Annotated in this window: 17 protein-coding genes; 1 reads left to right on the forward strand and 16 read right to left on the reverse strand. The window is 60.7% G+C overall.

From position 1 onward, the window contains the following. From IH881_05300 to IH881_05370, 15 genes are all read right to left on the reverse strand, one after another. Positions 1 to 627 (reverse strand): hypothetical protein (locus IH881_05300; protein MCH7867092.1); only part of this gene is annotated, 627 nt, incomplete at its 3' end. Positions 628 to 685: 58 nt separating this feature from the next. Then, a complete protein-coding gene (gene folB / locus IH881_05305) occupies positions 686 to 1,081 on the reverse strand; it encodes a dihydroneopterin aldolase (GenBank protein MCH7867093.1) in 396 nt (131 codons plus the stop codon). 32 nt (positions 1,082 to 1,113) lie between these two features. Beyond that, positions 1,114 to 6,756, reverse strand: coding sequence for a biotin/lipoyl-binding protein (locus IH881_05310; protein ID MCH7867094.1), 5,643 nt, complete (start codon positions 6,754 to 6,756; stop codon positions 1,114 to 1,116). After that, positions 6,749 to 7,375, reverse strand: coding sequence for a 4-phosphopantetheinyl transferase family protein (locus tag IH881_05315; protein MCH7867095.1), 627 nt, complete (start codon positions 7,373 to 7,375; stop codon positions 6,749 to 6,751). Before IH881_05315 ends, IH881_05310 begins: the two co-directional genes overlap by 8 nt. Beyond that, the gene (locus tag IH881_05320; protein MCH7867096.1) at positions 7,362 to 8,126 is read right to left on the reverse strand and encodes a 1-acyl-sn-glycerol-3-phosphate acyltransferase; all 765 of its coding nucleotides are present in this window, start codon (positions 8,124 to 8,126) and stop codon (positions 7,362 to 7,364) included. The genes IH881_05315 and IH881_05320 overlap by 14 nt, the downstream gene beginning before the upstream one ends. A gap of 26 nt (positions 8,127 to 8,152) precedes the next feature. After that, positions 8,153 to 8,401 (reverse strand): acyl carrier protein, encoded by a 249-nt coding sequence (locus tag IH881_05325; protein ID MCH7867097.1) that lies wholly within the window; start codon positions 8,399 to 8,401, stop codon positions 8,153 to 8,155. A gap of 99 nt (positions 8,402 to 8,500) precedes the next feature. Beyond that, positions 8,501 to 9,772 (reverse strand): beta-ketoacyl-[acyl-carrier-protein] synthase family protein, encoded by a 1,272-nt coding sequence (locus IH881_05330; GenBank protein MCH7867098.1) that lies wholly within the window; start codon positions 9,770 to 9,772, stop codon positions 8,501 to 8,503. Next, positions 9,769 to 10,242 (reverse strand): beta-hydroxyacyl-ACP dehydratase, encoded by a 474-nt coding sequence (locus IH881_05335; GenBank protein MCH7867099.1) that lies wholly within the window; start codon positions 10,240 to 10,242, stop codon positions 9,769 to 9,771. Before IH881_05335 ends, IH881_05330 begins: the two co-directional genes overlap by 4 nt. Beyond that, positions 10,220 to 10,948: a 3-oxoacyl-ACP reductase FabG gene (locus IH881_05340; GenBank protein MCH7867100.1), complete on the reverse strand. Its 729-nt coding sequence runs from the start codon at positions 10,946 to 10,948 to the stop codon at positions 10,220 to 10,222. Before IH881_05340 ends, IH881_05335 begins: the two co-directional genes overlap by 23 nt. Then, the gene (fabA, locus tag IH881_05345) at positions 10,945 to 11,517 is read right to left on the reverse strand and encodes a bifunctional 3-hydroxydecanoyl-ACP dehydratase/trans-2-decenoyl-ACP isomerase (GenBank protein MCH7867101.1); all 573 of its coding nucleotides are present in this window, start codon (positions 11,515 to 11,517) and stop codon (positions 10,945 to 10,947) included. Before fabA ends, IH881_05340 begins: the two co-directional genes overlap by 4 nt. A 26-nt stretch (positions 11,518 to 11,543) precedes the next feature. Beyond that, the gene (locus IH881_05350) at positions 11,544 to 12,545 is read right to left on the reverse strand and encodes a ketoacyl-ACP synthase III (GenBank protein MCH7867102.1); all 1,002 of its coding nucleotides are present in this window, start codon (positions 12,543 to 12,545) and stop codon (positions 11,544 to 11,546) included. 329 nt (positions 12,546 to 12,874) lie between these two features. Then, positions 12,875 to 15,688 (reverse strand): hypothetical protein, encoded by a 2,814-nt coding sequence (locus IH881_05355; GenBank protein MCH7867103.1) that lies wholly within the window; start codon positions 15,686 to 15,688, stop codon positions 12,875 to 12,877. Between the two features lie 124 nt (positions 15,689 to 15,812). After that, the gene (locus tag IH881_05360) at positions 15,813 to 17,459 is read right to left on the reverse strand and encodes a hypothetical protein (GenBank protein MCH7867104.1); all 1,647 of its coding nucleotides are present in this window, start codon (positions 17,457 to 17,459) and stop codon (positions 15,813 to 15,815) included. Positions 17,460 to 17,703: 244 nt separating this feature from the next. Next, complete coding sequence (locus IH881_05365; GenBank protein MCH7867105.1) at positions 17,704 to 18,207, reverse strand: OmpA family protein; 504 nt, start codon at positions 18,205 to 18,207, stop codon at positions 17,704 to 17,706. A 186-nt stretch (positions 18,208 to 18,393) separates the two neighbouring features. Beyond that, positions 18,394 to 19,194 (reverse strand): hypothetical protein, encoded by an 801-nt coding sequence (locus IH881_05370; protein ID MCH7867106.1) that lies wholly within the window; start codon positions 19,192 to 19,194, stop codon positions 18,394 to 18,396. 189 nt (positions 19,195 to 19,383) lie between these two features. Between IH881_05370 and thiI the strand changes: the two genes are divergently transcribed. After that, positions 19,384 to 20,895: a tRNA 4-thiouridine(8) synthase ThiI gene (gene thiI / locus IH881_05375; GenBank protein ID MCH7867107.1), complete on the forward strand. Its 1,512-nt coding sequence runs from the start codon at positions 19,384 to 19,386 to the stop codon at positions 20,893 to 20,895. A gap of 4 nt (positions 20,896 to 20,899) precedes the next feature. Here thiI and IH881_05380 read toward each other — a convergent pair whose 3' ends face one another. Beyond that, positions 20,900 to 21,538, reverse strand: a complete 639-nt coding sequence (locus IH881_05380; GenBank protein MCH7867108.1) for a DUF3106 domain-containing protein — start codon at positions 21,536 to 21,538, stop codon at positions 20,900 to 20,902.

Here is a 21,538-nt window from a genome sequence, read left to right on the forward strand (position 1 = left end):
GAAGAAGTCCGCCAGCACCCCTTCCTCCTCGCTTGCGTTTTGATCCATTAAGAGCGCGACGTAGCGCCCACGGGCCAGCGCACGGAATAGTCCGAGCGAAGCACCCCCCATGCTGATCGTTTCGAGCCCGGCCCGTTGACGCCAATCCGTGACGATCTTGTCGAGATGCGGGTTTTTGAATCCATGTTGCACCGCGCTCACGGGAAGCCCTTGATGCGCGAGTGCCGCGGCGCAGAACTCCCACGAGCCAAAATGGGCCGTGACGATCAAGGCGCCGGGCTGGCCCGAGCGCTCTTGTGCCAGCGCGAGATTCTTGCGGCCCTCGATCGAAACCAGGTCGAACAACGCGCCGGTCTTGTCTGCGTGCATCAGGCAAACTTCGGCGAAGCTACGCCCGAGGTTTGCGAAGCTCTCGAGCAAGATCCGATCGCGGGTCTCGCCGCTCTTGTCCGGAAAGGCAAGCGCCAGGTTGATCCGCGCGATCGCAATCCTCGGGCCGCCAAGGCGCGCATAGAAAGAAGCCAGGGCGGCGCACGACTCGCGCGCGACTCTCGGCGGCAGGTTGCCGATTCCGATCAAGAGTGCGCGAAGCGCGACCCCGAGCGCACGATCGAAAAACTCGCGCATGAACCGCGCTCCCTGCTGGTACCGAGGGGAATGGACGGAACTACGGCACCCAGTATGGTCAACGTTCTTGGGGATTGCGAAGTCGGGTGATCCGAATTCCCCCCCAGTCGAGCACACCGGCGATCGGCTTCGACTTTCTCACTGTCAATCGCACGCTGTCGATCGGAAAGCTTTCAAACAGCGCATCCGCGATTCGCTCGCCCAGTGCTTCGACGAGCTGATGATCTGGACCGCCCACGACCTTGGCCACCACTTCGTAAATTTCTCCGTAGTCGATGGTTTTTGTGAGATCGTCCGTGCGGCCGGCGCCGCTGAGATCGAAGCCGAGTTCGAGATCCAGTCGTACCGGCCGGCGCATCTTCCGTTCTGCCTCGGTCACGCCGAGCGAGCATGGAATCTCGATGCCCTCGAGGAGAATGATGTCGCCTGCGCGACCGGTCTGGTGTGCGGACATGGTTTCGATCCTCAAGAAGATCATCGAGCGTGCTAGTCGAGCATGCTCTGTAGTTCGCGAATCAGTGTTTCTCGCATCGCGCTCGGTTCGATGATGCGTTCGAGCGAACCCACATCTCGGGCGCGCTCAACGCTGTGGATTTCGTCAAATTCGGCGGCGATCGCGGCTTGCTTCTCCAGGGTGACGTCCGCAATCATCGCATTGAGCGCCTCGCGGGCCTGCTGGGTCCCATCGCGCCGCAGCACACGCTCGCAACGCACGACGCGCTCGTCCGCGAGGGTACGCACTCGAACATCGCGCGCGAACACCACCTTGGCCGCGGGTCCCCCGCCGATCACCGACGCATAGGATCCAGAGAGTGCGAACGCGCGCAGCGAATCGTTGAGCTCCTGAGAGAAAACCACGTAGGCGCCACCGTGGTAGCGCGAGATGACCTGGAAGAGGATTGGGCCCTCGAAATTGACGACCGCGCTCGCGATTTCGGCGCCGTATTCGAGTTGTAGTTTGCGCAGCGATTCGGGAGAGCCATCGAAACCCGACAAATTGGCGAGCATCACCACAGGCCGCCGGCCGCTCGCGGCTCTGATGGCCCGGGCGACTTTCTTGGAGGACAAGGGGAACAGGGTTCCACCGGTCCAGGCTTCGGGTCCGTCAAACGGTCGGTAGCCATCCCGGGGAATGCTGTGGCTTTCAATTCCGATCATCGTGATCGAAATGCCGCCCAGATGGGCATCCCAGACGATTGCGGTCTCCGCCCCGACCATCTGGCGCCAACGTTCGAGATGACCTCCGTCCTGGTCGATCACCGACGCCATGACCGAGCGCATATCGAAGGGCCGCTTGCGACCGGGATTGGTCTTGTCGTCGAAGATTTCGCCGACCGTCTTGAAGTCGAACCCTTCTTCGGGTGTCAACGGGAACTCGCAGACTGATCGCTCTGTTGGATCGTTGGTGGGGAATGGGCGAACGCGCGTTTCTCCCGGCGCGATGTAGCTATAGCGGTAGTACTCGAACAACGTCAGGTATGCGTCGGCGAGGTTGCGCGCGTAGTACTGCGCCTGACCATTGGGGCCCATGATGCGTTCGAAGCCCCCGATCGCTTCTTCGTCTTCCGCCGAAACCGAGCCCGCCGCCTCGAGGGCCGCGCGACCGGTCAACACCATCGCCGATCTCGGCGTCATGATGAGCGCGCCGCGCGTATTCATCAACATGGTTGCCAGCGCATCGAAATAGCTCTGGGCTCCGATGTTTATCCCCTGGACGATGAGGTTGATCTCACCGCCACCCTGGGTGAACTGGACAATGCGACGGACCACCCGGGCAGTGGCGTCGAGGTTCTCGGTTCCACTGTCCATCGCGATCTTGGCCCCGCTCGAAACCGGCACCCATTCGAGCGGAACATTCAGATCATTGGCGAGGTCGAGGGCGGCAACGAGTCGGTCACACTCGCCGACCGCAAGTGCTCCCATGCCGCGGGTTGGATCCGAAAGCACAAGGACTCGCTTCATCCCCTCTGGCATCTTGTCGGTGGGGGTCGAGATCACCCCAAACACCACCGCGGAGACGTTCTGACCCGGAGGGCGCACGACCGCCACGGCCTTGGGTGCCTCCGACCGTGGGTCGAGCTCGTACTCTTCAAAGCTGCCCCGGGAAGTGCTCGAGATTGTTTTATTTCGACGGCGGGGATGAGGGACATCCTCAGGGACTTCGTCCGAGACGCCTCGCACATCCGAAGTCAGCATGCTGATGATTTCATACGGGAAAATTTGTCGACGCCGGCGCGCGCTCACCACTTTGCGTTCGTAGTCACCGGCGGGCAGCAATGGCTCGTCGTGGGGTTCGCGCCAGGAAATTTCCATCTGCGGCCCCGTGTCGGTGAATACGATCTCGATCGGTATCGCGTCCCTGTCGGGGGTGTCGCGATCGAGCACACTCAAACGGACCGTGACCTTCTCGAGGCCGAGATGCCGGGTCGCGGGCAGCAGACGTCGAGCCAGACGCGCCGCGGTCTCGCGATCGAGGAAGATCGCGGGTGTCACGGAAACCGCAATGCGATTCCACTGCAGACGGCGCCGGGGATCGCGAGTCTGTAGCACCGTGCGCAAGCTGCGGGCGGCCCGATGAAAGACCCGGACGAAGGCGGGGATGCGATCTTCAACGTCGGGCGTGACCCCGGGAGCGCGATCCCGTGCGTCGGCGAGCACGAAGATCCGCTCGTCTCCTTCTTCGTCTCGAGCTCGGCCATAGAAGGTGTAGATCCCCTCCTCGCTGTGTAGACGGTCGAGATCAAAGTTTTTCAGGCGATCGAGGTTGATGCGGATCGCCGTTTCCGGATGCAGATCGAGATAGCGGGGATTCAACACGTAACCCGCTCCGTTACTGGACTCAAAAGTTTTGAAGATGTCGTGCCCTGTGTCGTGGATCAATCCCAAAGTCAACCGACAGGGCATCTCGACCTTGTCCACGTATGCAACCACGCGCTTGACCAGGTTTTCGATTTCGTTTTTGTCCGAAAGCGAAGCCATGAATTCGATCGAATACGCCATGGACTTCTTGGATTTTGCAAGCACTCGCCGGGTTGCGGCCTGCAGCGCCTCGATGACCGCGATCGGATCGTCGTCATCGACGGACGAACCCGCGAACACCAAACCGATGTCCGGGTATTCGAAGCACAAGACGCGAAAACCGTCGGACTTCAGAAAGCTGCGATTGATTGGAACCGCCGGCGAGTAGACCCGCTGCACGTGGGCCGCCAGGGCGATCTCACGTAAGCTCGGATCCGCTGCCGTGATCCAGTTCCCCACCCGATCGAATACACGTTTGGCCGCCGCCGCGACTTCGAGCATGACATTGGCCGAGGGCTCGACGGGCCCGGTTTCACTCTTGCGCAAAAACGCTTCGAGATCTTTCGAACGCTGGTCGGCCTGGCGCTCGACCTCGCGCTTGTCGAACAACACGTAGTTGGCTTCGAGAGCGGCGTCAGAAAGCGTATCGGAGAGGCGACCCCGCATGCGGGTAATTCGAATGAGTGCCCCCGAGAGCTGGGGATCCTTTTCGAAGTCGATGCCCGCTTCCGACAACGCGATCAATTGTCGGATCACCGCCAGAACCAGTCGCAGGCGCAGCTCGGTCTCGACTTGAGAGGCAAACAGACGCAACACCGCGCGTTCGAGTGCGTCACTGGGGTCGAGTTGATGGACTCCGTAGTGTTCGAGAGCGCGGCGCAGAAGATCGAGGAACTCCTCGGCGATACCCGCTCCAGACGCCCGCAATCTGCGGATGAACATGCGGAAGCGCGCCGCGTTCGAAGGCCCGAAATCCCCGGACAGTGATGCCCGTGGCGCGGTGATGAACATTTCTTCGGTATCGACGAAGGTCGCCAACGCGTAGCGGATCTTCGACATCTGCTCGAGGAATCCCTTCGAAACTCCCTCTGGGATTGGCGCCTCGAGCAACGCGACCAGGCTTTCGCTGCGCGCGGGGTTCGCGTCAAATCCGAGCACGACACGCCGGACCTCTTCGAGCACCGCCTGGATCGCGGCCTTGCGCGAGGTACGGTCGGCGTGATCGGCGGTGATCAAATCCGGTTCACCCAGAGGCTTTTCGTCTAGCCGCCTGAAGAGCAGGGCGAGCGGGTCGATCTGCTCGGGCAGGGTGGCGCGTCGGCTCTTTGTTTCCGTTTCGCCATCGCCATTCGTGGGATCGATTACCAGCAGGACATCGCCAGCGCTCACCTGCTGGCCGGGGCGAACTCTGACTTCGGTTACCACACCCGAGACCGGTGCCTGGAAACCGATCTCCATCTTCATGGCTTCGACCAGTCCCAGCGCGTCACCCGCCTTGACCTCATCGCCTTCGACCACCTGGATGGAGACCACCATGGCCGGCGTTCCCGCGAGCACTTGTCCGGCGGTCTGCCAGTCGTAGCGAAAGGGGTGACCGTCGATCTCGATTCGCAGTCTCAGATCCGAAGCGTCGTAGAGAATACGACGCACGCGATCGTCGATCTCGAGTCGCGCGCGGTTGTCTCCCTCTTCGCGCATGTAGGCACCGACCACACGTCCATCGAGGTGGACCCGATAGCGCCAGGCGCCGGTGGCATAGACCATGGCGCGATAACTCTCACCGTCACAACTCACGTCGATCTGTTGACCCCGGGATGCCGGAATTCGCTCGGGGGAAATGCGCGATACGTCTGAATAGAAGTTGAGTCGAGCGGCGGCGCGGCGGCGCTGGTAGGCCAGGATTGCGGCCACGACCAGTGAATCCTGAGCCAGGGGATCCTGGTCACCCTCGAATGTTTCCTCTGCCTCTTGGCCGCGGCGGTCGAGCCAGCCGGTATCGACCGCACCGGCGCGATACGCCTTGCTGTCCAGGAGTTCCAGCAGGTAACCCCGATTGGTCGCGCCCCCCTGGATCACCAACTCCATGTCCAACAGCGCGCAGACGAGGCGCGCGCGGGCATCGTCGCGATCTTTCCCGACCGCGATCACCTTGGTCACCAGCGAATCAAAGTCGGGTGGAACCGTACTGCCGGCAACCACGCCGGAATCGATCCGCAGCCCCGAACCCATCGGAGGCTCGAAGCGAACGATCTTTCCCGGTGACGGCAGGAAACCCTGGTCTGGATCTTCCGCGCACAAGCGGGCTTCGATCGCGACGCCGCGCTCGGCAATCACGAGCGACTTGATCGATTCTCCCCGAGCGATCTTGATCTGAAGCTGCACCAGATCAATGCCGGTGATCTCTTCGGTGATCCCGTGTTCGACCTGCAAGCGAGGGTTCACCTCGAGAAAGAAAAACTTATCTCCCGCGAGCAAGAACTCTACGGTTCCGACCCCCGAATAGGAAACATGCGTGACGAGATGCACCGCAGCCCGCTCGATTTCCTTGCGAACCTTTGCGGAGAGATCCGGGGGCGGTGCTTCTTCGAGCACTTTCTGATGGCGCCGCTGGACCGAGCAGTCGCGAGACCCCACCGCAATGACGTTGCGGTGAAGATCTGCGACGATCTGCACTTCGATATGGCGACCGTCCTCGATCTTCTTCTCCAAGAAGAGCCGGTCGTCACCAAACGCACCTTTGGCCTCAGAGGCCGCGGAACGGAAGGCTTCGGCGATGTCTTCTTCGCGATCTACCATGCGAATGCCACGCCCACCGCCACCCGCAGTCGCCTTGATCACGACTGGGAAGCCGATTCGCTTCGCATGTTCGAGGGCATCGTTTTCGTCGCTGAGCACACCGCCGCTCCAGGGCGAGACGGGGACCCCCGCTTCTTCGGCGAGACGCTTTGAAGTGATCTTGTCTCCCAACTCTCGCATCGCCAGAGATGTCGGGCCGAGAAAAACCATGCCCGCTTCGGTGACGCGATCAACGAATTCCGGAGATTCGGCGACGAAACCCCAACCGGGCCATACCGCGTCGGCTTCGACACGTTTGAGCGCCGCAATCAGGCCGTCGTGGTCCAGATAGGCCGCCACAGCCCCCGCGTTGTTCGACAACGCGTAGGCGCGATCGGCCTGTCGCACAAAGGGTGCATCTCGATCGGGCTCGGTATAGAGGGCGATGACCTCTAGTTCGATTCCCTCTTGCAGGCGCAGACTCTTCACGGCGCGAATGCACCGGAGCGCAGCTTCTCCGCGATTGACGATGGCGAGTCTTCGGAATTCAGGCACCGCGACCTTCTCCTGTGCAACACGCAAAGGCAAGCCAGCTGCCGTGGTGAGAAAGCGAGACGCTGAGATCTAGCTGCCCCTGGCGATAATAGAGCCTCGGTATCCGATGCGCAGTTTTGCGAATTTCGAGCTGATCCCGCGAGTAATCGAAACGTCGAGAGATCGCGTCGCAGGCCAGATCGCGTACCGCCCTGCTTTCGCAGTCGGACGTCGCCGCCGAGTCGATTGTATCAATGCCCCAGAGCACAAGGGCGAAGTCGTTGGGCGCCGGCACCGCGATGGCGTGAATGCGCTCTGGTGTCTCATCAAACTCGACAAAGCAGGTCAGCTTGTCGTGTTGTACCTGGGTTGGTACCTGGGCGGGGTTCGTCGTGTTGTCTTCATCGCAGTCCACCGCAAATGCTCGCGGCGAGAATACGGTCGAGCTGTCGTACTTGCGCACGAGCTTGTAGCTCGCTTCCTTGGCGGCCCATAAGCGCCACCGTTGGTGTTCGGACGAGGGTGCGCGGTCGATCGACCGACGTTCGCTCGGACTGAACACCCGCTCGTCGAACCGGCTCCGATAGCTGGTTGCATCTGAATCGGGGTCGCGAAGATCTACGATGTCATTTCCGACCATCGAAATAGGCCTCTTCCATTTTTGAAAGCCGGGTCACTACCTGGGAAGCAAGATCTCGCGAACGCCGGGCACCCTTGCTGTCGGACTTCGGTTCGAAACATTCCATGCTGATGGAAATACGATCTCCCATGTTGGGGACGCTGCCCCATGACTCCTGGGTGTCTCCCCGCATGTAAATACAAAGCACTCGGCAACCCGGAGCCGCGGCGATGATGCGCCCCACACCCCAGGCGATCGAATCGGAAGTGACTCGACCACTGCGACTTCTTCCGCCTTCCGGAAACAACATCGCGACCTCGCCGCGGTTGAGTAGATGGATCACGCGAGCGAGCACGATCGCGACTGCTGACCGCTCGCCGCCGCGAGAAATCGGAATACACTTCGCGATGAAGACCAGAATCCGTGTGAGGCCCGTCCGGGCAAAGTTCTTTCGCTCCGGGGTGTTCCAGGGAAGTTCGTCAAAATGCACCGCATAGCGCCACCACGGCACGATCGCCCAGGAGATGATCATCGAATCAATCAACGTCAAATGATTGGGGCAGATCAAAAGAGGAGCGTCGGACTCCTCCCTCAGTCTCCGGTATTCAGCCCGCAGAGCGCTGACGTCGGCGATCCGATAGCCCATCACGAACCGCAGCATGAATACAAACGGCGGAATCCAAAGCGGACCGATCAGTCGCCCGATTTCTCGTTGGACCGCGTGTCGAATGCGAATTTGGCGAGGAACGCTTGGTGGCGTCGAGTTACTCACTCGGTACCCCCCTGGCCGAGAATATTTCAGTTCAGCTTGGAGACGATCAGGTTTACCGCGTCGCCGACCGTATTCACGGTATCGACGTCTTCGTCGTCGATTTCGATGTTGAACTCGTCCTCAAACGCGATCACGACATCCACCAGCCTTGCAGAGTTCACCTTCAGGTCTTCGAGGATGTTCGTATCCATCGAGACTGCGGCAAGCGCATCCTGGTTCTTCACCCACGGCGTCAGGATTTTCACCACGCCTTCAAGTACTTCCGACTGCTCCATGATTTCCCCCTTTGAAACTGCTTGTCATCATGCTTGTAACATTACTTGTAAACAACAATTACTTGAAAAGGAACAACACTCCAGACCCTGTGCCGGATTTCAGTCGTGCCATTTCTTGAGAATCAGACATGCATTGACGTCTCCGAACCCGAAGCCCGCTTTGACCAAGATTTCGAGATTGGACATTTCACCGCCCTGGTGCGGAATGGACGCTGCGAAGGGCTGAATTTCTGGGTGCACGTCTTCGCAGTTGATCGCCGGCTGCAGAAAACCGCCTTTCAACATCAAAATCGAGGCGACGGATTCGATGCCTCCAGCGGCTCCGAGCGCGTGACCTATCAGGGACTTGGTCGCGGTGATCATCGGAAAGTCGTCAGGTGCTCGCGAGAGTCCCCGAGACCAGGACGCCATCTCCTTCGGATCTGCCCCGGTTGCGGTGAGGTGACCGTTGATCGCGTCCACCTGACTGCCGTCGATCTTCGAATCGGCGAGTGCGGCTCGAATGCAGCGCCGGACGCTTTCGGGGTTGGGCGCCGTCATACTGCCGCCACCACGGTGGCCCCCGCAATTGACTGCAGAACCGAGTATCTCGGCGAAGACCTCGGCGCCCCGCGCTTCCGCACTTTCGAGGCTCTCGAGCAACACGACCCCGGCTCCCGAGCCGGGTACGAAACCCGCGGCACTTGCACTCATGGGCCGAGACGCCTTTTCGGGCTCGTCGTTGTACTTGCGAGACAAGACCCGCATCGAGTCGAAGCCCGCCCAGATATAGTGACTTGCGGCTTCGGCTCCGCCGCAGAGCATGCGTTCGGCGAGTCCCAGGCGAATGCGTTCGTAGCCCATCGAGATGGCCTCGGTTCCGGTACTGCAGGCGCTCGAGTTCGTCGTCACTTGATTGCCGAGAGCGAGTTGCCCCGAAACCCGGGCTGAAATCCCGCTCGCCATCACCTGCTCTACCGCGGTCGACCCCAGGCGACGCACCTTCTTCTGATTGGTCAGGGGCACGACCTTTTCTGCCGTCGTGTCCATACCGCCGATGCCCGTGCCCAAGATGGCGCCAGAATCCCAATCAGTATCACTGTCTGGACCGGGAACCTCGAGGCCCGCACTCGTCCAGGCTTCGATCGACGCCAGGCTCGCATAGCGATGGCTCATGTTCATCGCCATCAGCTCGTCTTCGCCAAAGGTCGCAGCTGCGAGTTCGTCCACACCGACAGGCGTGCCCGCCACGTGACAGCCAAACTTCGCGTCAGCCATGACTTGCTGAAAGCGAATTCCAGAACGTCCTTTACGCAGGGCCATTTCGAATTCGCGGACGCCATTGCCGTTCGGGGCAATCACACCGAGTCCTGTGACTACTACTCTCCTCATCTTGGAATTCCCATCCCGGACAGCACACCCGAACACACCAGGGTGCCGTCGTCGAGTCTCATTTCGGCTTCGCTGCGGAGCTTCTTGCGACGGAAAAACATCTTGCGTGCCGTTGTCGTCACGCGATCCCCTGGCTTGACGATTCCCGAAAAATCCACGTTGGCATCCGTGAAAATGGTGAGGAGGTCCTTGACCTCTTCCGCAGAAAATTCAGCGGCGTACAGATAGATACCAAATGCCACCACCGCGGCCTGGACCATGGATTCCACCAGGATCACACCGGGGGTTATGGGGTTGCCGGGGAAATGCCCGCGGTAGAAGTCAGCGTCTTCGCGAAAGGTGTACCGCGCGATGATGTGTTCGCTGTCGATTTCAATGATCTCGTCGATGAAGCGAAACGGTTCTCTTTGGGGAACTCTGGCGAGCACCTCTTCATGGGTCAACAGATCAACCACCGTACATGCCCCCATTTACATGCACTACGGTGCCGTTGATATAACTTGCCCGGGTCGCGAGAAAGGCAACCACGTCCGCAACTTCCGCGGCCGTCCCCATTCGTCCCTGCGGAATCCGCGCGAGAATGCTCTGCTTGACCTCGTCGGGCAAATCATCGGTCATCTCTGTTTCGATGAAACCCGGTGCCACTGAATTGACGAGGATGTCACGTCCCGCGAGTTCCTGGGCGAGGGACTTGGTAAACGCGTCGAGACCCGCCTTTACCATCGTATACGGGACCTGTCCGGGATTCCCGGTGTGGCCGACCACGCTCGAAATGTTCACGATGCGGCCCGACCCCTGGCGCAGCATGAAGCGCCGCAAGATCAACTTCGAGAGATACCAGGTACTCCGAGCCAACGCGGTCACCGAATCGTACTGCTCGAGATTCATCGCGAGTATCGGCGCGTTGACGTTGAAACCGGCGTTGTTCACCAGCACATCGACCCGGCCCGCCGTCTGTTTGAGTTCCTTGATCATCCCGTCGATGGCGGTTGAATCGGACAAGTCGGCACGCAGACAAAAACTATCCGGTAGTTCGGCCAGCAGCTTCTGTGCCTTCTCCTCGCTCGAGCGATAGTGGATACCGACTCGAAAGCCCTCGGCAGCCAACTTCCTGCAACACGCCGCCCCAATGCCGGTGGCTCCACCGGTCACGAGCGCTACCAGGGCTTCACTCATCGGTCGTTCCTTCCGCCGTGTGCATTCTCAGAGGAGAGTGGATAGTCGGTATAGGCGATGCCGGTAAACGTGCCGACCCGAGCTTTCTTGATCACGTAAATCTCTTCTCCGTCGACCAACACTCGAGCATCGCCCACCACCAGTGATGCTCCTTGCTTGCTGAGCAGGGTGTAGCGGCGAACGTCGACCTCGTAGCGCACCAACTTGTCGTGGGGGCGAATCTGTCCCAGGAATTCGACTTCCCCCACTCCGAGGGCGCGACCCGATCCGGGTCCTCCGCGCCAGGCGCAGTAGAAGCCGAGCAACTGCCACACCGCGTCGAGCCCGAGACAGCCGGGCTGAACCGGGTCGCCGTCGAAATGGCAGTGAAAAAACCAGTCGTCGAGTTTCACATCGCACTCGGCCACGATGCGGCCGCGCGCCTTGTCGGCTTCGATCAAGGTAATTCGCTCGAACATCATCATCGGCGGAGCTGGCAGCCGGGTTCGCAGAGTTTCGGGTGGATCCTTCACCAGACGACCGTATGCAAAGGCGAGTAACTCGTCCTTTGAAAAATGATCGCGGCCCATGAAGGCCTCGTAGGTCAGTTGGCCATTCACGCGTTCGTCCCCTCGGACATGCGTACCAGATAGCGTCCCCAGGTCAGGCCCGAGCCAACACCGACAAGTGCAATGTCGTCTTTGGGAAGCCACTTGTCCCAATTCATGGAAACCACCGAAACTCCACTGGCGGCACCGGTGTTGCCGTACCAGTCCACGTTGAAGTGATGAAACTCTTCCTTAATGTCGCACTTGCGACAGACGTTTTCGAGCATCCGCAGATTCGCTTGATGGCCGACAAAGTGGAAGTTGCGGTCATTTGCGACAAATTCGCTCTGGAGCTGTTGCAAGCCGGAGATCGTCCTCTTGATGGCAAACAGCTGAACCGAGCGACCTTCTTGATCGAAGAATCCGAGACGCGGGATGACGACCTTGCCGTGCCCCGAAGGATTTGATTCGAGGTTGCTTCCCGTGATCGTCGCGCGCCCGGGAACCCGCGCCGAGATCACCGCGGCAGCCGCAGCGTCTCCCCACAAAACGGCGCTGTTTCGATCGCTGTAGTCGACCGTGCGCGTCATCACCTCACTCGCCACGACGAGAACAAACTCCGGAAGCTTCTGCGGATCCATCATCGAAATCACCTGGATCGCAGCAAAGAAGCTCGTACAAGCGGATGCGATGTCCAGACATGGGGCTTCGATGCCCAGCAGATTTGCCATGCGCGCGGATTCGGCGGGGATCGCAAAATCTGGTGCGCAGCCACCCGCAATCACCATCCCAATCTGGTCGGCGCCAACCCCTGCCCGTTCCATCGCCATCGCGGCGGCGCGCCGCCCCATTTCGGCGTTCGAATACTCGGCGGCCTCCATCCCGACCCTGGGGTCCCGGTTGAGGGTGTCACGGAGATAGTCCAGCGGGAGCGAGGTCCGGCGGGAGCGAATTCCCACTCTATCCATGATCCAATCCTCGTTGGTCCCAATGTCCAGGGATTCGAGAAATTGATTGGTGATTTCGTTTTCTGGATGGAAATGACCCAATCCATGTAGATAGAGACTCAACAACTTACTCCAGCGACCCCCTAGAGGGCTCGCTACGACTTTGGTCCGTAGGTGGACTCAGAGTCACGGTTTTTCAACTACGGGGAGTATCCACGCCATGTTTCAGTGGCTCAGCGAACTCAGAAGCTAGCCAGATAATTAGACAGGGCTTCGCCATTCACGTGCAAAACCCTGGGGCAACAAACCGTTTGTATAGTGGGCGATGCGGAACGAACCCCTCCGCCGACCCGCTCGTCGCGGGTGTTCGGGGGAGCCTACCACCACCGACCGGAAATTTCCTGTGTCCCCGGGGGATAATTGATCAGCGGGGCGAAGAGCAAGGGAAATCCTCAAAGGGGCGAGCCTTGGCCCAATTTGATCTCCGCCAGCACCGACGGGAGCTGGTGGCGCCGAATCGCCCGGATTTTTGTGCCCCTGGGGAAAGCGTCTTTCAGGCGCCGAAAGTAGGCTCGGTCGGTTCGCGCATCCACGATCACCGTGATCCCGCGGTCAGTTTCGCTGCGGATCAAACGGCCGGACATTTGCTTGAGGTGCAGCAGCATTTTCCCCAGCGACGCCCGACTGAACGGGTCCCCGCCCGATTCTCGAATCCGAAGCTCCCGCCGCTTGCGCAGTTCAGTCGGGACCTCGAACGGCAGCTTTTCGATCACGACCGCTTGCAACACGTCACCGGGGAGGTCGAGTCCCTGCCAGAAGGTTCGAGCCCCGAGCAGCACGGCCCCACTCCGGGACTTGGCAAAGCGCTCCACCAGCGCCGCCGGGTCGTCGACTGCGTAACGCGGCGTGAGGATTTCGATGCCCGTTCCTTCGAGAGCCGTATCGAGCAACGCCGCGACCTCGTGCATACGCTTCAGGCTGGTGAACAAACCCAAGGTCCGCCCGGTGAGTTCTTTGGCCAGGACCGCGAGCACCGCGGCAGTTTCGGAGGTCGTATCCTCGACCGGCTTGAGTGCCACGACGCGCATGTTCTCGCCATAGGGAAACGGGCTTTCGACCGCGACTCGCTGGATCTTTTCACCTCCGCGTTCATCGATTTCGAGTTCTCCGAGGGACGCGAAAGCATCTCCAGCGATGAAGAGGCTGGCGGATACCGCTGCGAACGAATCGAGTGGATCCATGAAGCTCGCATGATATGAATCCGCTGGCGAGACGGGGCGGATCAGCAGGCGAAAGCGTTGTTGCGAACGTCCGAGCGACTCGAAAGACGAAACGTAATCCGGTGATCCCGCAAAGGCGGTGCGCAGCCCGTCGGCGGCGTCGCGAAGCTCGCCGATTGCGCGCTTGACCGGATCGTCGTCGTCGTCGCCACGATCTTCGTTTTTCGCGGGAGAGTGAAAGGCGTAGTCCGCAGCGTCGCGTTGCACCGCGAGGAGATCGGCTTGCCGGGCGATGCCGTCGATGTGCTGCGCCGCGAGCCGGGCAAACTCCGCGGCCTCCGGGTAGATGCGGTCGGGATCTAGCGGCAGCTGCAACTCTCCATACTCGCTTGCGAGTCCCGTCACGGATTTTCCCAGGCCAATGAAATCGAGATCGATCTCGCGACGCCAGGCCACGACATCGACCGCGACTTGCTTTCGCAAGCGAAGCGGCAGAAGCGGCTCTTCGCCCCGATCTGAGGGGCGCCCGAAAATTTCGTCAATGCGTTCCAGCACTTCGTCGGGGCTGATCAGTTGGGCGTATACGTCGTCCGCAACTCCCGCGACTTCGTGGGCTTCGTCCGCGACTACATGCGAAAATGTCGGGTAGTCGTTGGGCCAGCGAAGCAGGAGATCGTGATTTGCGACCACCAGATCCGCGCGGGACAGCGCAGCGCGCCGGGCGCCGAAGGGACATCCCGGCGTCTTGCCACACTCCTCGCGGCTGCAGTGTTCGGACCGCCTCGCCACCGACCGCGACTTCAGTTCGCGCAAGTTGGGATAGCGATGCAACAGGGCCGCGGGGAGATCGCCAATCTCGGCGTAGGGTCGCGTGCGCGCGCAAGCCAACAGGACCGCATAGGCGTAACGCTCTTCCGGGAATGAACCCATCTCGCGCCCTTCGTCCAATACGTCGGTCAGCCGACGTTCGCACGCATAGTTCCCGCGGCCCTTGATTGAAAGCGCGCGCAACTCCGGATAGCCGAAAAATCGCGCGGCCGCCGCAATGTCCTTGCGCAACAACTGGTCCTGGAGGAGTTTCGTGCGCGTCGAGATCACCACCGGCCCGCGCTCTCCAGTCCTGCGCCGCGAAAGCGCAAAGGGAATTGCCGCGGCGAGGTAAGCGAGTGACTTCCCGACACCGGTTCCGCCTTCCAGGAGCAGCGTGCCGCAGCTTTCGAAGTTGCGAACGAAGTGGCGCGCGAGTTCGATCTGTTCCTTGCGAACCCGGTAGCCCGGGAAGTACTCCCGCCCCCGCGCTTCGTCCGCCAGCACACTGGCGATCGCGTCTTCGTCGAAAGGAACGGGTTCGTGGTTCGACGGCGCGATCTGGATGAACTGATCGGGTGGGAGGTCTGGATCCGTGATCAAGGGACCACGCAACAAACGCAACCAGGGCGAGTCGGGTGCGTACCGATCCAGGGCGCGGCGCGCTACCAGGTAACGTTCCTCTCCCCGCTCTGCGCCGGACGCAATCGCGGCCAGCACTCGCCCGGTGTCGAGGGCGTCGGCGAGGGCGCGATGACGTTCTTCGCGCTCGAGCAACAAGCGAGTAAAGGAAGCCAAGCGCAGATCGGGCGCGTCTGGATGGGTCAGCGCAAGCAGGTCCTGGGTGTCGAGGAAGACAGCGTTCTTGAACTCTTTCGAGACGTAGCGCGTGAGGAAGCTGCGCTCGAACTCCGCGTTGTGTGCGATCAACACCCTGCCTTCGAGGGCGGCGGCTACGCGATAGCGAACTTCATTGAGACGCTTTGCTGCTTCGACGTCGCGATCTCGCAAACCCGTGAGACGTCGAATTTCGCTCGGCAGGGGCAGTCGCGGGCGAATTAGTCCGTCGAGCGCACGAACCTCGACTCTCGCCAGCGGAGCGGCCTCGGAGATCCCTCCGAACAGGTTCTGCGGATCGCTACCCGAGCCGGCAAGATCGAAAGTGAGGACACCGAACTCGAGAATCTCCGCCGACGAATCCGCGGGCAGGCCCGTGGTTTCGAGATCGACGATCGCCATCGCGCCGCAGTGTTCGAGCAGCGGCGCGAAACAATCCGCGTCAAATTCGAGTTCGTCGACGCCACACGGGCGTAAATCGAAACTGTCGTTCGATCCAGATTTGGCTTCGTTTTCTGCCCGGGAGTTAGACGTAGATTCCGCCCTTGAACTCTCGATCCTGTCGGATCATCACGTTGACGAGGGCGGGCTTTCCGGAAGCAGCGGCGCGCTCGAGAGCCGGCCGCAGCTCTTCGGGGCTTTCCACCAACTCACCGTGGCCGCCGAGCGCTTCGACGACCTTGTCGTAGCGAGTGCGGTTCAGGAGCGATCCGTCGAGCCGATCCCAACCCATCATCGCGCCCTGGGGTCGCATCATCTGCCCCCAGGCCCCATCGTTTCCGATTACGCCAATGATCGGCAGATCGAAACGCACGGCTGTATCGAACTCAAAGCCATTGAGGCCGAACGATCCATCTCCGTAGATGATCACTACGCGCTTGTCGGGATGCGCGAGTTGTGCAGCCAGCGCAAAGGGCATGCCGACACCCAGGGTGCCGAGCGGTCCCGGATCCATCCACGCACCGCGCCCCTTCACGGGGATGATCTTCGCAGCAGTCGCGACGATGTCGCCACCGTCGCCAATCACGATCGGTGCATCGAACGTGTCGAGCCAGTCCCGCACCTCGCGACACATTCGCTGGGGATCGACGGGCGACTCGTCGCTATTGAGTGCCGACTGGATCTTTGCTTCGGCGGCGTTCTCGAGTTCCCGCAGTTCATCACGGAAGGGAGAGAAGTCGAGCTTCAGGCCGCTGTTCTTCATCTCCTCGAGCAGTAGTTCGAAACTGCAGCCAAGATTGCCGACCAGCGGCACATCCGTCGCCCGGTTCTGCCCCATCAAGATGTTGTCCATGTCGAGCTGGATCACCTTGGCATCTTTGGGAATGCTCTTGCCAAAGCGCATGCGAAAGTCCAACAACGTGCCGGCCAACAAGATGCAGTCGGTCCTGGTGAGGGCTTCGCGGCGCGATCGGTTGAGGAACTCGGGCGAGTCATGGGGAACGCTTCCGCGTCCCATGCCGTTGCAGAAGGTCGGCATATGGATCTCGCTGATGAATGTGTTGAGCGAGTCTTCGGCCTGGGACCACTTGACGCTGGTTCCTGCCATCATCATCGGGCGCTCGGCCTTTGAGAGGAGCGCGAGGGCGTTTCGGATTTCTTCGCGGTCGGGCGAGATGCGCGGTGCCGTGGTGCGGATCCTCGGCACGATCACATTGTCATCGGCCACCTGGCCCATGAAGATGTCCATCGGAATTTCGAGGAATGCCGGGCCCGGGATTCCGGAAACCGCGTGGCGGATCGCCAGTTCGATGTATTCCGGAATCCGATACGACTCGTAGCACGCGTCTGCGTACTTGGTGATCGGACGCATTACGCCGATGTGATCCATCTCCTGGAGGGAACCACGTCGCATGTTGTTGAACGGGCCCTGTCCACCAAATACCAGAATTGGCGAGTTGGCCCGCCAGGCGTTCGCAACGCCCGTTACGCCATCCGTGACGCCGGGTCCCGCTGTGATCGCCGCGACGCCTATCTTGCCAGGATTGCAACGCGCCCAGGCATCAGCGGCGTGAACGGCGGCCTGTTCATGGCGCACGTCTATGATTCGAATCCCCTCGTCGAGGCAACCCTCGTAGAGAGGCATGATGTGTCCACCTGAAAGGGTGAAGATGACTTCCACGCCGGCCTGTTTTAAAGCCTTGGCGGCGAGCTGACCTCCGGAAAGCGGCATTTGGGGGACTCCTCTCGTCTCTCTATCTATTCGTTTCCAGTTCAGTCCAGGGCTTGTTCGACTCCGGCATGGAACGCGATCTTGAGCACGGGGTCGGCGCGATACGCGCGCCGCACCTCGCAGCCGATCGAGCGATTGGGCGCGATGCGCGCTAAATCACGGTATCACCCCGGCGTCCCGAGCGTCAACGCCAACAACGCCAAGACGCCAATGAGTGGCCAACGAGGTCAACGAACTCGGGGCGCTAGCGGGTGTGGAATTCCGCGCGGCGATTGAGTTTCCACGACGCTTCGTCATGACCCGTGCCCGCAGGCCTGGCTTCGCCATAGCTGATGATGTGCAGCTTGGATCCGGAAACCCCCAGCGCCTTGAGGTAATTGCGGACCGACTCGGCCCGGCGCTCCCCGAGAGCGAGGTTGTATTCTTCGGAGCCGCGCTCATCCGCATGGCCCTCGATTGTCGCAGACGCTTTCGTGCGCTGCAGAATTTCGGCGTTGGCCTTCAGCACGTCGCGCACCATGCCGCGAATCTCGGCGCTGTCGTAGTCAAAATAAGCTGTTCCGAGTGTGGCGGAGGACTCAGCTACGACATTGGCTACAGGAGTCTCGCCCTGGCTGAACTCACTTCCTGTTTCCGGGGAAGTTTCCGCACCGGACATGTCGTCGGTCGTATCGGAGGTTGTCGTGCATCCCGCCAGTATCAGTAGCCCGATTGCAGCGATGACGAGCGCAGTGGATCGTGTCTTCATTATTCCCTCATTCATTCATTCGGTGTAATTGAAAATTTCTTCGAATATGTCGTTGTACGCACACTACTTACCCGGGCCTCAGATGATGGACGTTTCGCCCACGACCCGCAAGCCGAACGCAGGTTTCGACCCATTCCTTTGTCACCGAGGCACGGTGTTCCGTGCACATTTATTGTAAAGGTCGTTTCACTCGGGCGCCGCCACCCGAGATTCTTCGGGGGGCTTCGCACGCGGAAACACCACCGAAGATCCATCGGCGAGAACCGTCAACATTCGGTGCACCAGGTCACGGTTGTCGGGAAGTTTGTCCAATCCACTGGACAGCAGCGCCAGGGCTTCCTCCCGGCGTTCCTTTGTCATGAGAATCTCGACGGCGCCGAGGTAGGCCCGGGCGACGGCGGATTCCTCCACCCCGGGGTCGGTGCCGCTCTCTCGATCGGAATATGGGGCGCCCGACGCGAGCGAGAGATAGATCTCGAGGGCGTGGGCGTCGTCGCCCTGCTCCAGGGCTCGTTCTGCGACTTCTAGTCCACTGCGGAGAATCAAGTCCCGGGTGCGGGGTTCTGCGCAATTTTCGGCTTCGAGGCGCTGGGCCAGCTCCAGGGCCCGACCCGCGCGTTCCCCAGACTCGATCGCCTGTTCGACCCCCACCGCGATGGCCGCGCAGTACTCCCTGTGCACGACCTCTCTCCAGGCATCGATCTGATCGCGGTAGGCGTCATAACGGGCCAGGGATGCCTCACCGCGACCCGCAATGAGATTTGCCCGGGCACTGCCGAGCAATGATCGCTGGTGTTGCGGGTTTCGTTCGAGGACCTGGTCGAAGGAGCGGACCGCCCGTTCGAATTCTCCTCGTGCCAGCGCCAGCTCCGCGAATTCCAGGGTCGCCTCGTCCCGAGCGGAAATCGAGGAACCGACAGGCAGGCTGCAGCCAAGGCACAGCGATAGCCCTGCCAGCGTGCCCCGCAATGAAACGGAGATCTGCAACTTCGACTGCCTCCGACACGTCGTCAAGCTTCGATGCCCTCGATAAATACCTGGAATCGCTCCTGAACGCGACCTCGGGCTTGGGGGGCGCCAAACCATTCGGTAGGGTCCGGCAAACCCGAACAACCCCCAGAATCCATGCCCCGATCCGAAGAACACAACTCAGCCAATTCTGCCGGAGAGCCGTCTGTGCCGAACCGTGCGCAGCAACAGCACGCCGACGAGCGCATGGTCCTGCTGCGTTTTGGCGGCGAGATCACCCTCAAGGCTCCCGCGACTCGCAGGCGCTTTACCAAGCGTCTGGTCAAGAACCTCAAAGACGCGATCAAGAGCGCGGGCATCGAGGCGACGATTGAGCGCGATCACGACCGAGTGTACGTCACGGCGCACAGCTCCGGTGATCTCTCGAATCTGGCCCGCTGTTTTGGGGTGCAGTCCATTTCGATGGTCGAACGCAGGGAATGGAAGTCGCTCGAAGATCTCGTTGAGCTTGCGACCTCACTCTACTGCGACGCGGTTCGCGGCCGACGCTTTGCAGTGCGGGTGCGTCGAGTCGGAGAGCGGCGCGATATCTGCGTTCGCTCACAGGAAGTCGCGCGCGCCGTAGGTGCGGCGCTGGACAAATTCGCCGACCGAGTGGATCTCGAAAATCCCGATGTCGAAGTTCAGCTCGAGATCATGCCCGGGTGGGTCTATTTCTTTTCGAGACGCATCCCGGGTCCAGGCGGCCTGCCGGGAGGAGTCGAGGGTCGGGCGGTGTCCCTGGTATCGGGTGGTTTCGATTCGGCAGTCGCGTCGTGGTTGATGCTCAAACGCGGCGTTTCGCTGGACTACGTGTTTTGCAACATGGGAGGACGCGCCCACCAGATCGGCGTGCTGCAAGTCATGAAGCAGATCACAGATCAATGGTCGTATGGAATGCGCCCACATCTACACAGCATCGACTTCGATCTGGTGACGCGAAATCTGCGCGAACGCAGCGAAACCCGCTATTGGCAGATCCTCCTCAAGCGGTTGATGTTGCGCGCGGGGACGATGATTGCCGCAGAGCGCGATGCCAGCGCAATCGTGACCGGCGATGTGGTGGGGCAGGTTTCGTCCCAGACCCTGCAGAACATCGCCGTCATCTCGCAAGCTACCTCGACCCCGATCTTGCGACCGCTGGTGGGATTCAACAAAGACGAGATCATCGCGATCGCGCGCAAGATCGGCACCGAGTCGCTCTCGAAGGGCGTCGAAGAATTTTGTGCGATGGTGCCCAGCAAGCCCGCAACTCACGCGTCTCTCGACGTAATCCTTCGCGAAGAAGCGCGACTCGACGGGGAGTTACTCGAGCGCGCGGTCGAAGAGCGAAGCGTGATCGACCTGCGGGCCCTCGACATCACCGCTTCCAAACGTTCGCGTCTTGCGACCGACTCGATCAAGGCGGGATCCGTGGTAATCGATCTTCGCTCGAGTGCGGCGTACCGAGGTTGGCACTACCCCGATGCGCTCCATCTGGATTTCAACGAGGCCCTGCGGGCGTACTCACACTTCGACAAGGATCAGGACTACGTGCTCTACTGCGAGTTCGGGCTCAAGAGTGCTCATCTCGCGGAACTGATGTGCAACGGCAAACTTCGCGCGTGCCATTTTGACACCGGGCTCAAGAAGTTGATCCAGTACGCGCGCGGGCAGGGGTTGTCGACTCCGGAGATCTAGCAGTCTATTGCTCGCTGGACTCATCGGGCTCGCGCTGTGACTCATCGAGCAGGCGTTCGAGCAGCGCGAGTCGTTCATCGGCCGGTAGCGCCCTGAGTCGCCGCATCTGAAGCCGTAGCTTTTCGCGCCTTTCATCGGGCATCTCAGCCCATCGCCCGGCATTCTTGCGAAACGCGCGCTGTTCATCTTTGGAGAGGGACATCATGTCGTGCAGGCGCTCGCGCAGCAGCTTTCGCTCGGCTTCGGGAAGCTCGCGCATGTTTCGGATTTTTTTGCGCAGTTCCTTTCGCTCTTCGGCGGGGAGCTGGTGAAGTCGGGCGCGCAGGTCGCGACGCTCTTTCGGTGAAAACTCGAATTGTCGAAGGGAATTTCGGGCTCCGTGGTCGTAAACGTAAGGAGAATTGCGATTAGACTCGATGCCGTTTCGTCTCCAGAACTTTCGATGTTCGTGTCGAATGGCCCGGCGCTCGGCTTCGGACAGAAAGCGCATCATGCGACGCTCGGATTGCGGAAAATCTGCGATCGCCGCATCGTCCATCGCAAACGAATCTTCGGCTGAGGCGCCGCCGACCCAGCTCACCCAGACGAGCGTTCCCAGCAAGGCAGTGGTCAATCGCGAGAGCTGTTTTGCGCGCGCGAACAT

Source organism: Myxococcales bacterium (assembly GCA_022563535.1).
In the GTDB taxonomy this organism is placed as follows: domain Bacteria; phylum Myxococcota_A; class UBA9160; order UBA9160; family UBA4427; genus DUBZ01.

Coding starts and splice junctions, on each gene's coding strand:
- folB (MCH7867093.1), bottom strand. CDS start 1,081: ATGTCCGCACACCAGACCGGTCGCGCAGGCGACATCATTCTCCTCGAG.
- IH881_05315 (MCH7867095.1), bottom strand. CDS start 7,375: ATGGTCGGAAATGACATCGTAGATCTTCGCGACCCCGATTCAGATGCA.
- IH881_05325 (MCH7867097.1), bottom strand. CDS start 8,401: ATGGAGCAGTCGGAAGTACTTGAAGGCGTGGTGAAAATCCTGACGCCG.
- IH881_05330 (MCH7867098.1), bottom strand. CDS start 9,772: ATGAGGAGAGTAGTAGTCACAGGACTCGGTGTGATTGCCCCGAACGGC.
- IH881_05335 (MCH7867099.1), bottom strand. CDS start 10,242: ATGGGGGCATGTACGGTGGTTGATCTGTTGACCCATGAAGAGGTGCTC.
- IH881_05340 (MCH7867100.1), bottom strand. CDS start 10,948: ATGAGTGAAGCCCTGGTAGCGCTCGTGACCGGTGGAGCCACCGGCATT.
- fabA (MCH7867101.1), bottom strand. CDS start 11,517: ATGGGCCGCGATCATTTTTCAAAGGACGAGTTACTCGCCTTTGCATAC.
- IH881_05355 (MCH7867103.1), bottom strand. CDS start 15,688: ATGGCGATCGTCGATCTCGAAACCACGGGCCTGCCCGCGGATTCGTCG.
- IH881_05360 (MCH7867104.1), bottom strand. CDS start 17,459: ATGCCGCTTTCCGGAGGTCAGCTCGCCGCCAAGGCTTTAAAACAGGCC.
- IH881_05365 (MCH7867105.1), bottom strand. CDS start 18,207: ATGAAGACACGATCCACTGCGCTCGTCATCGCTGCAATCGGGCTACTG.
- IH881_05380 (MCH7867108.1), bottom strand. CDS start 21,538: ATGTTCGCGCGCGCAAAACAGCTCTCGCGATTGACCACTGCCTTGCTG.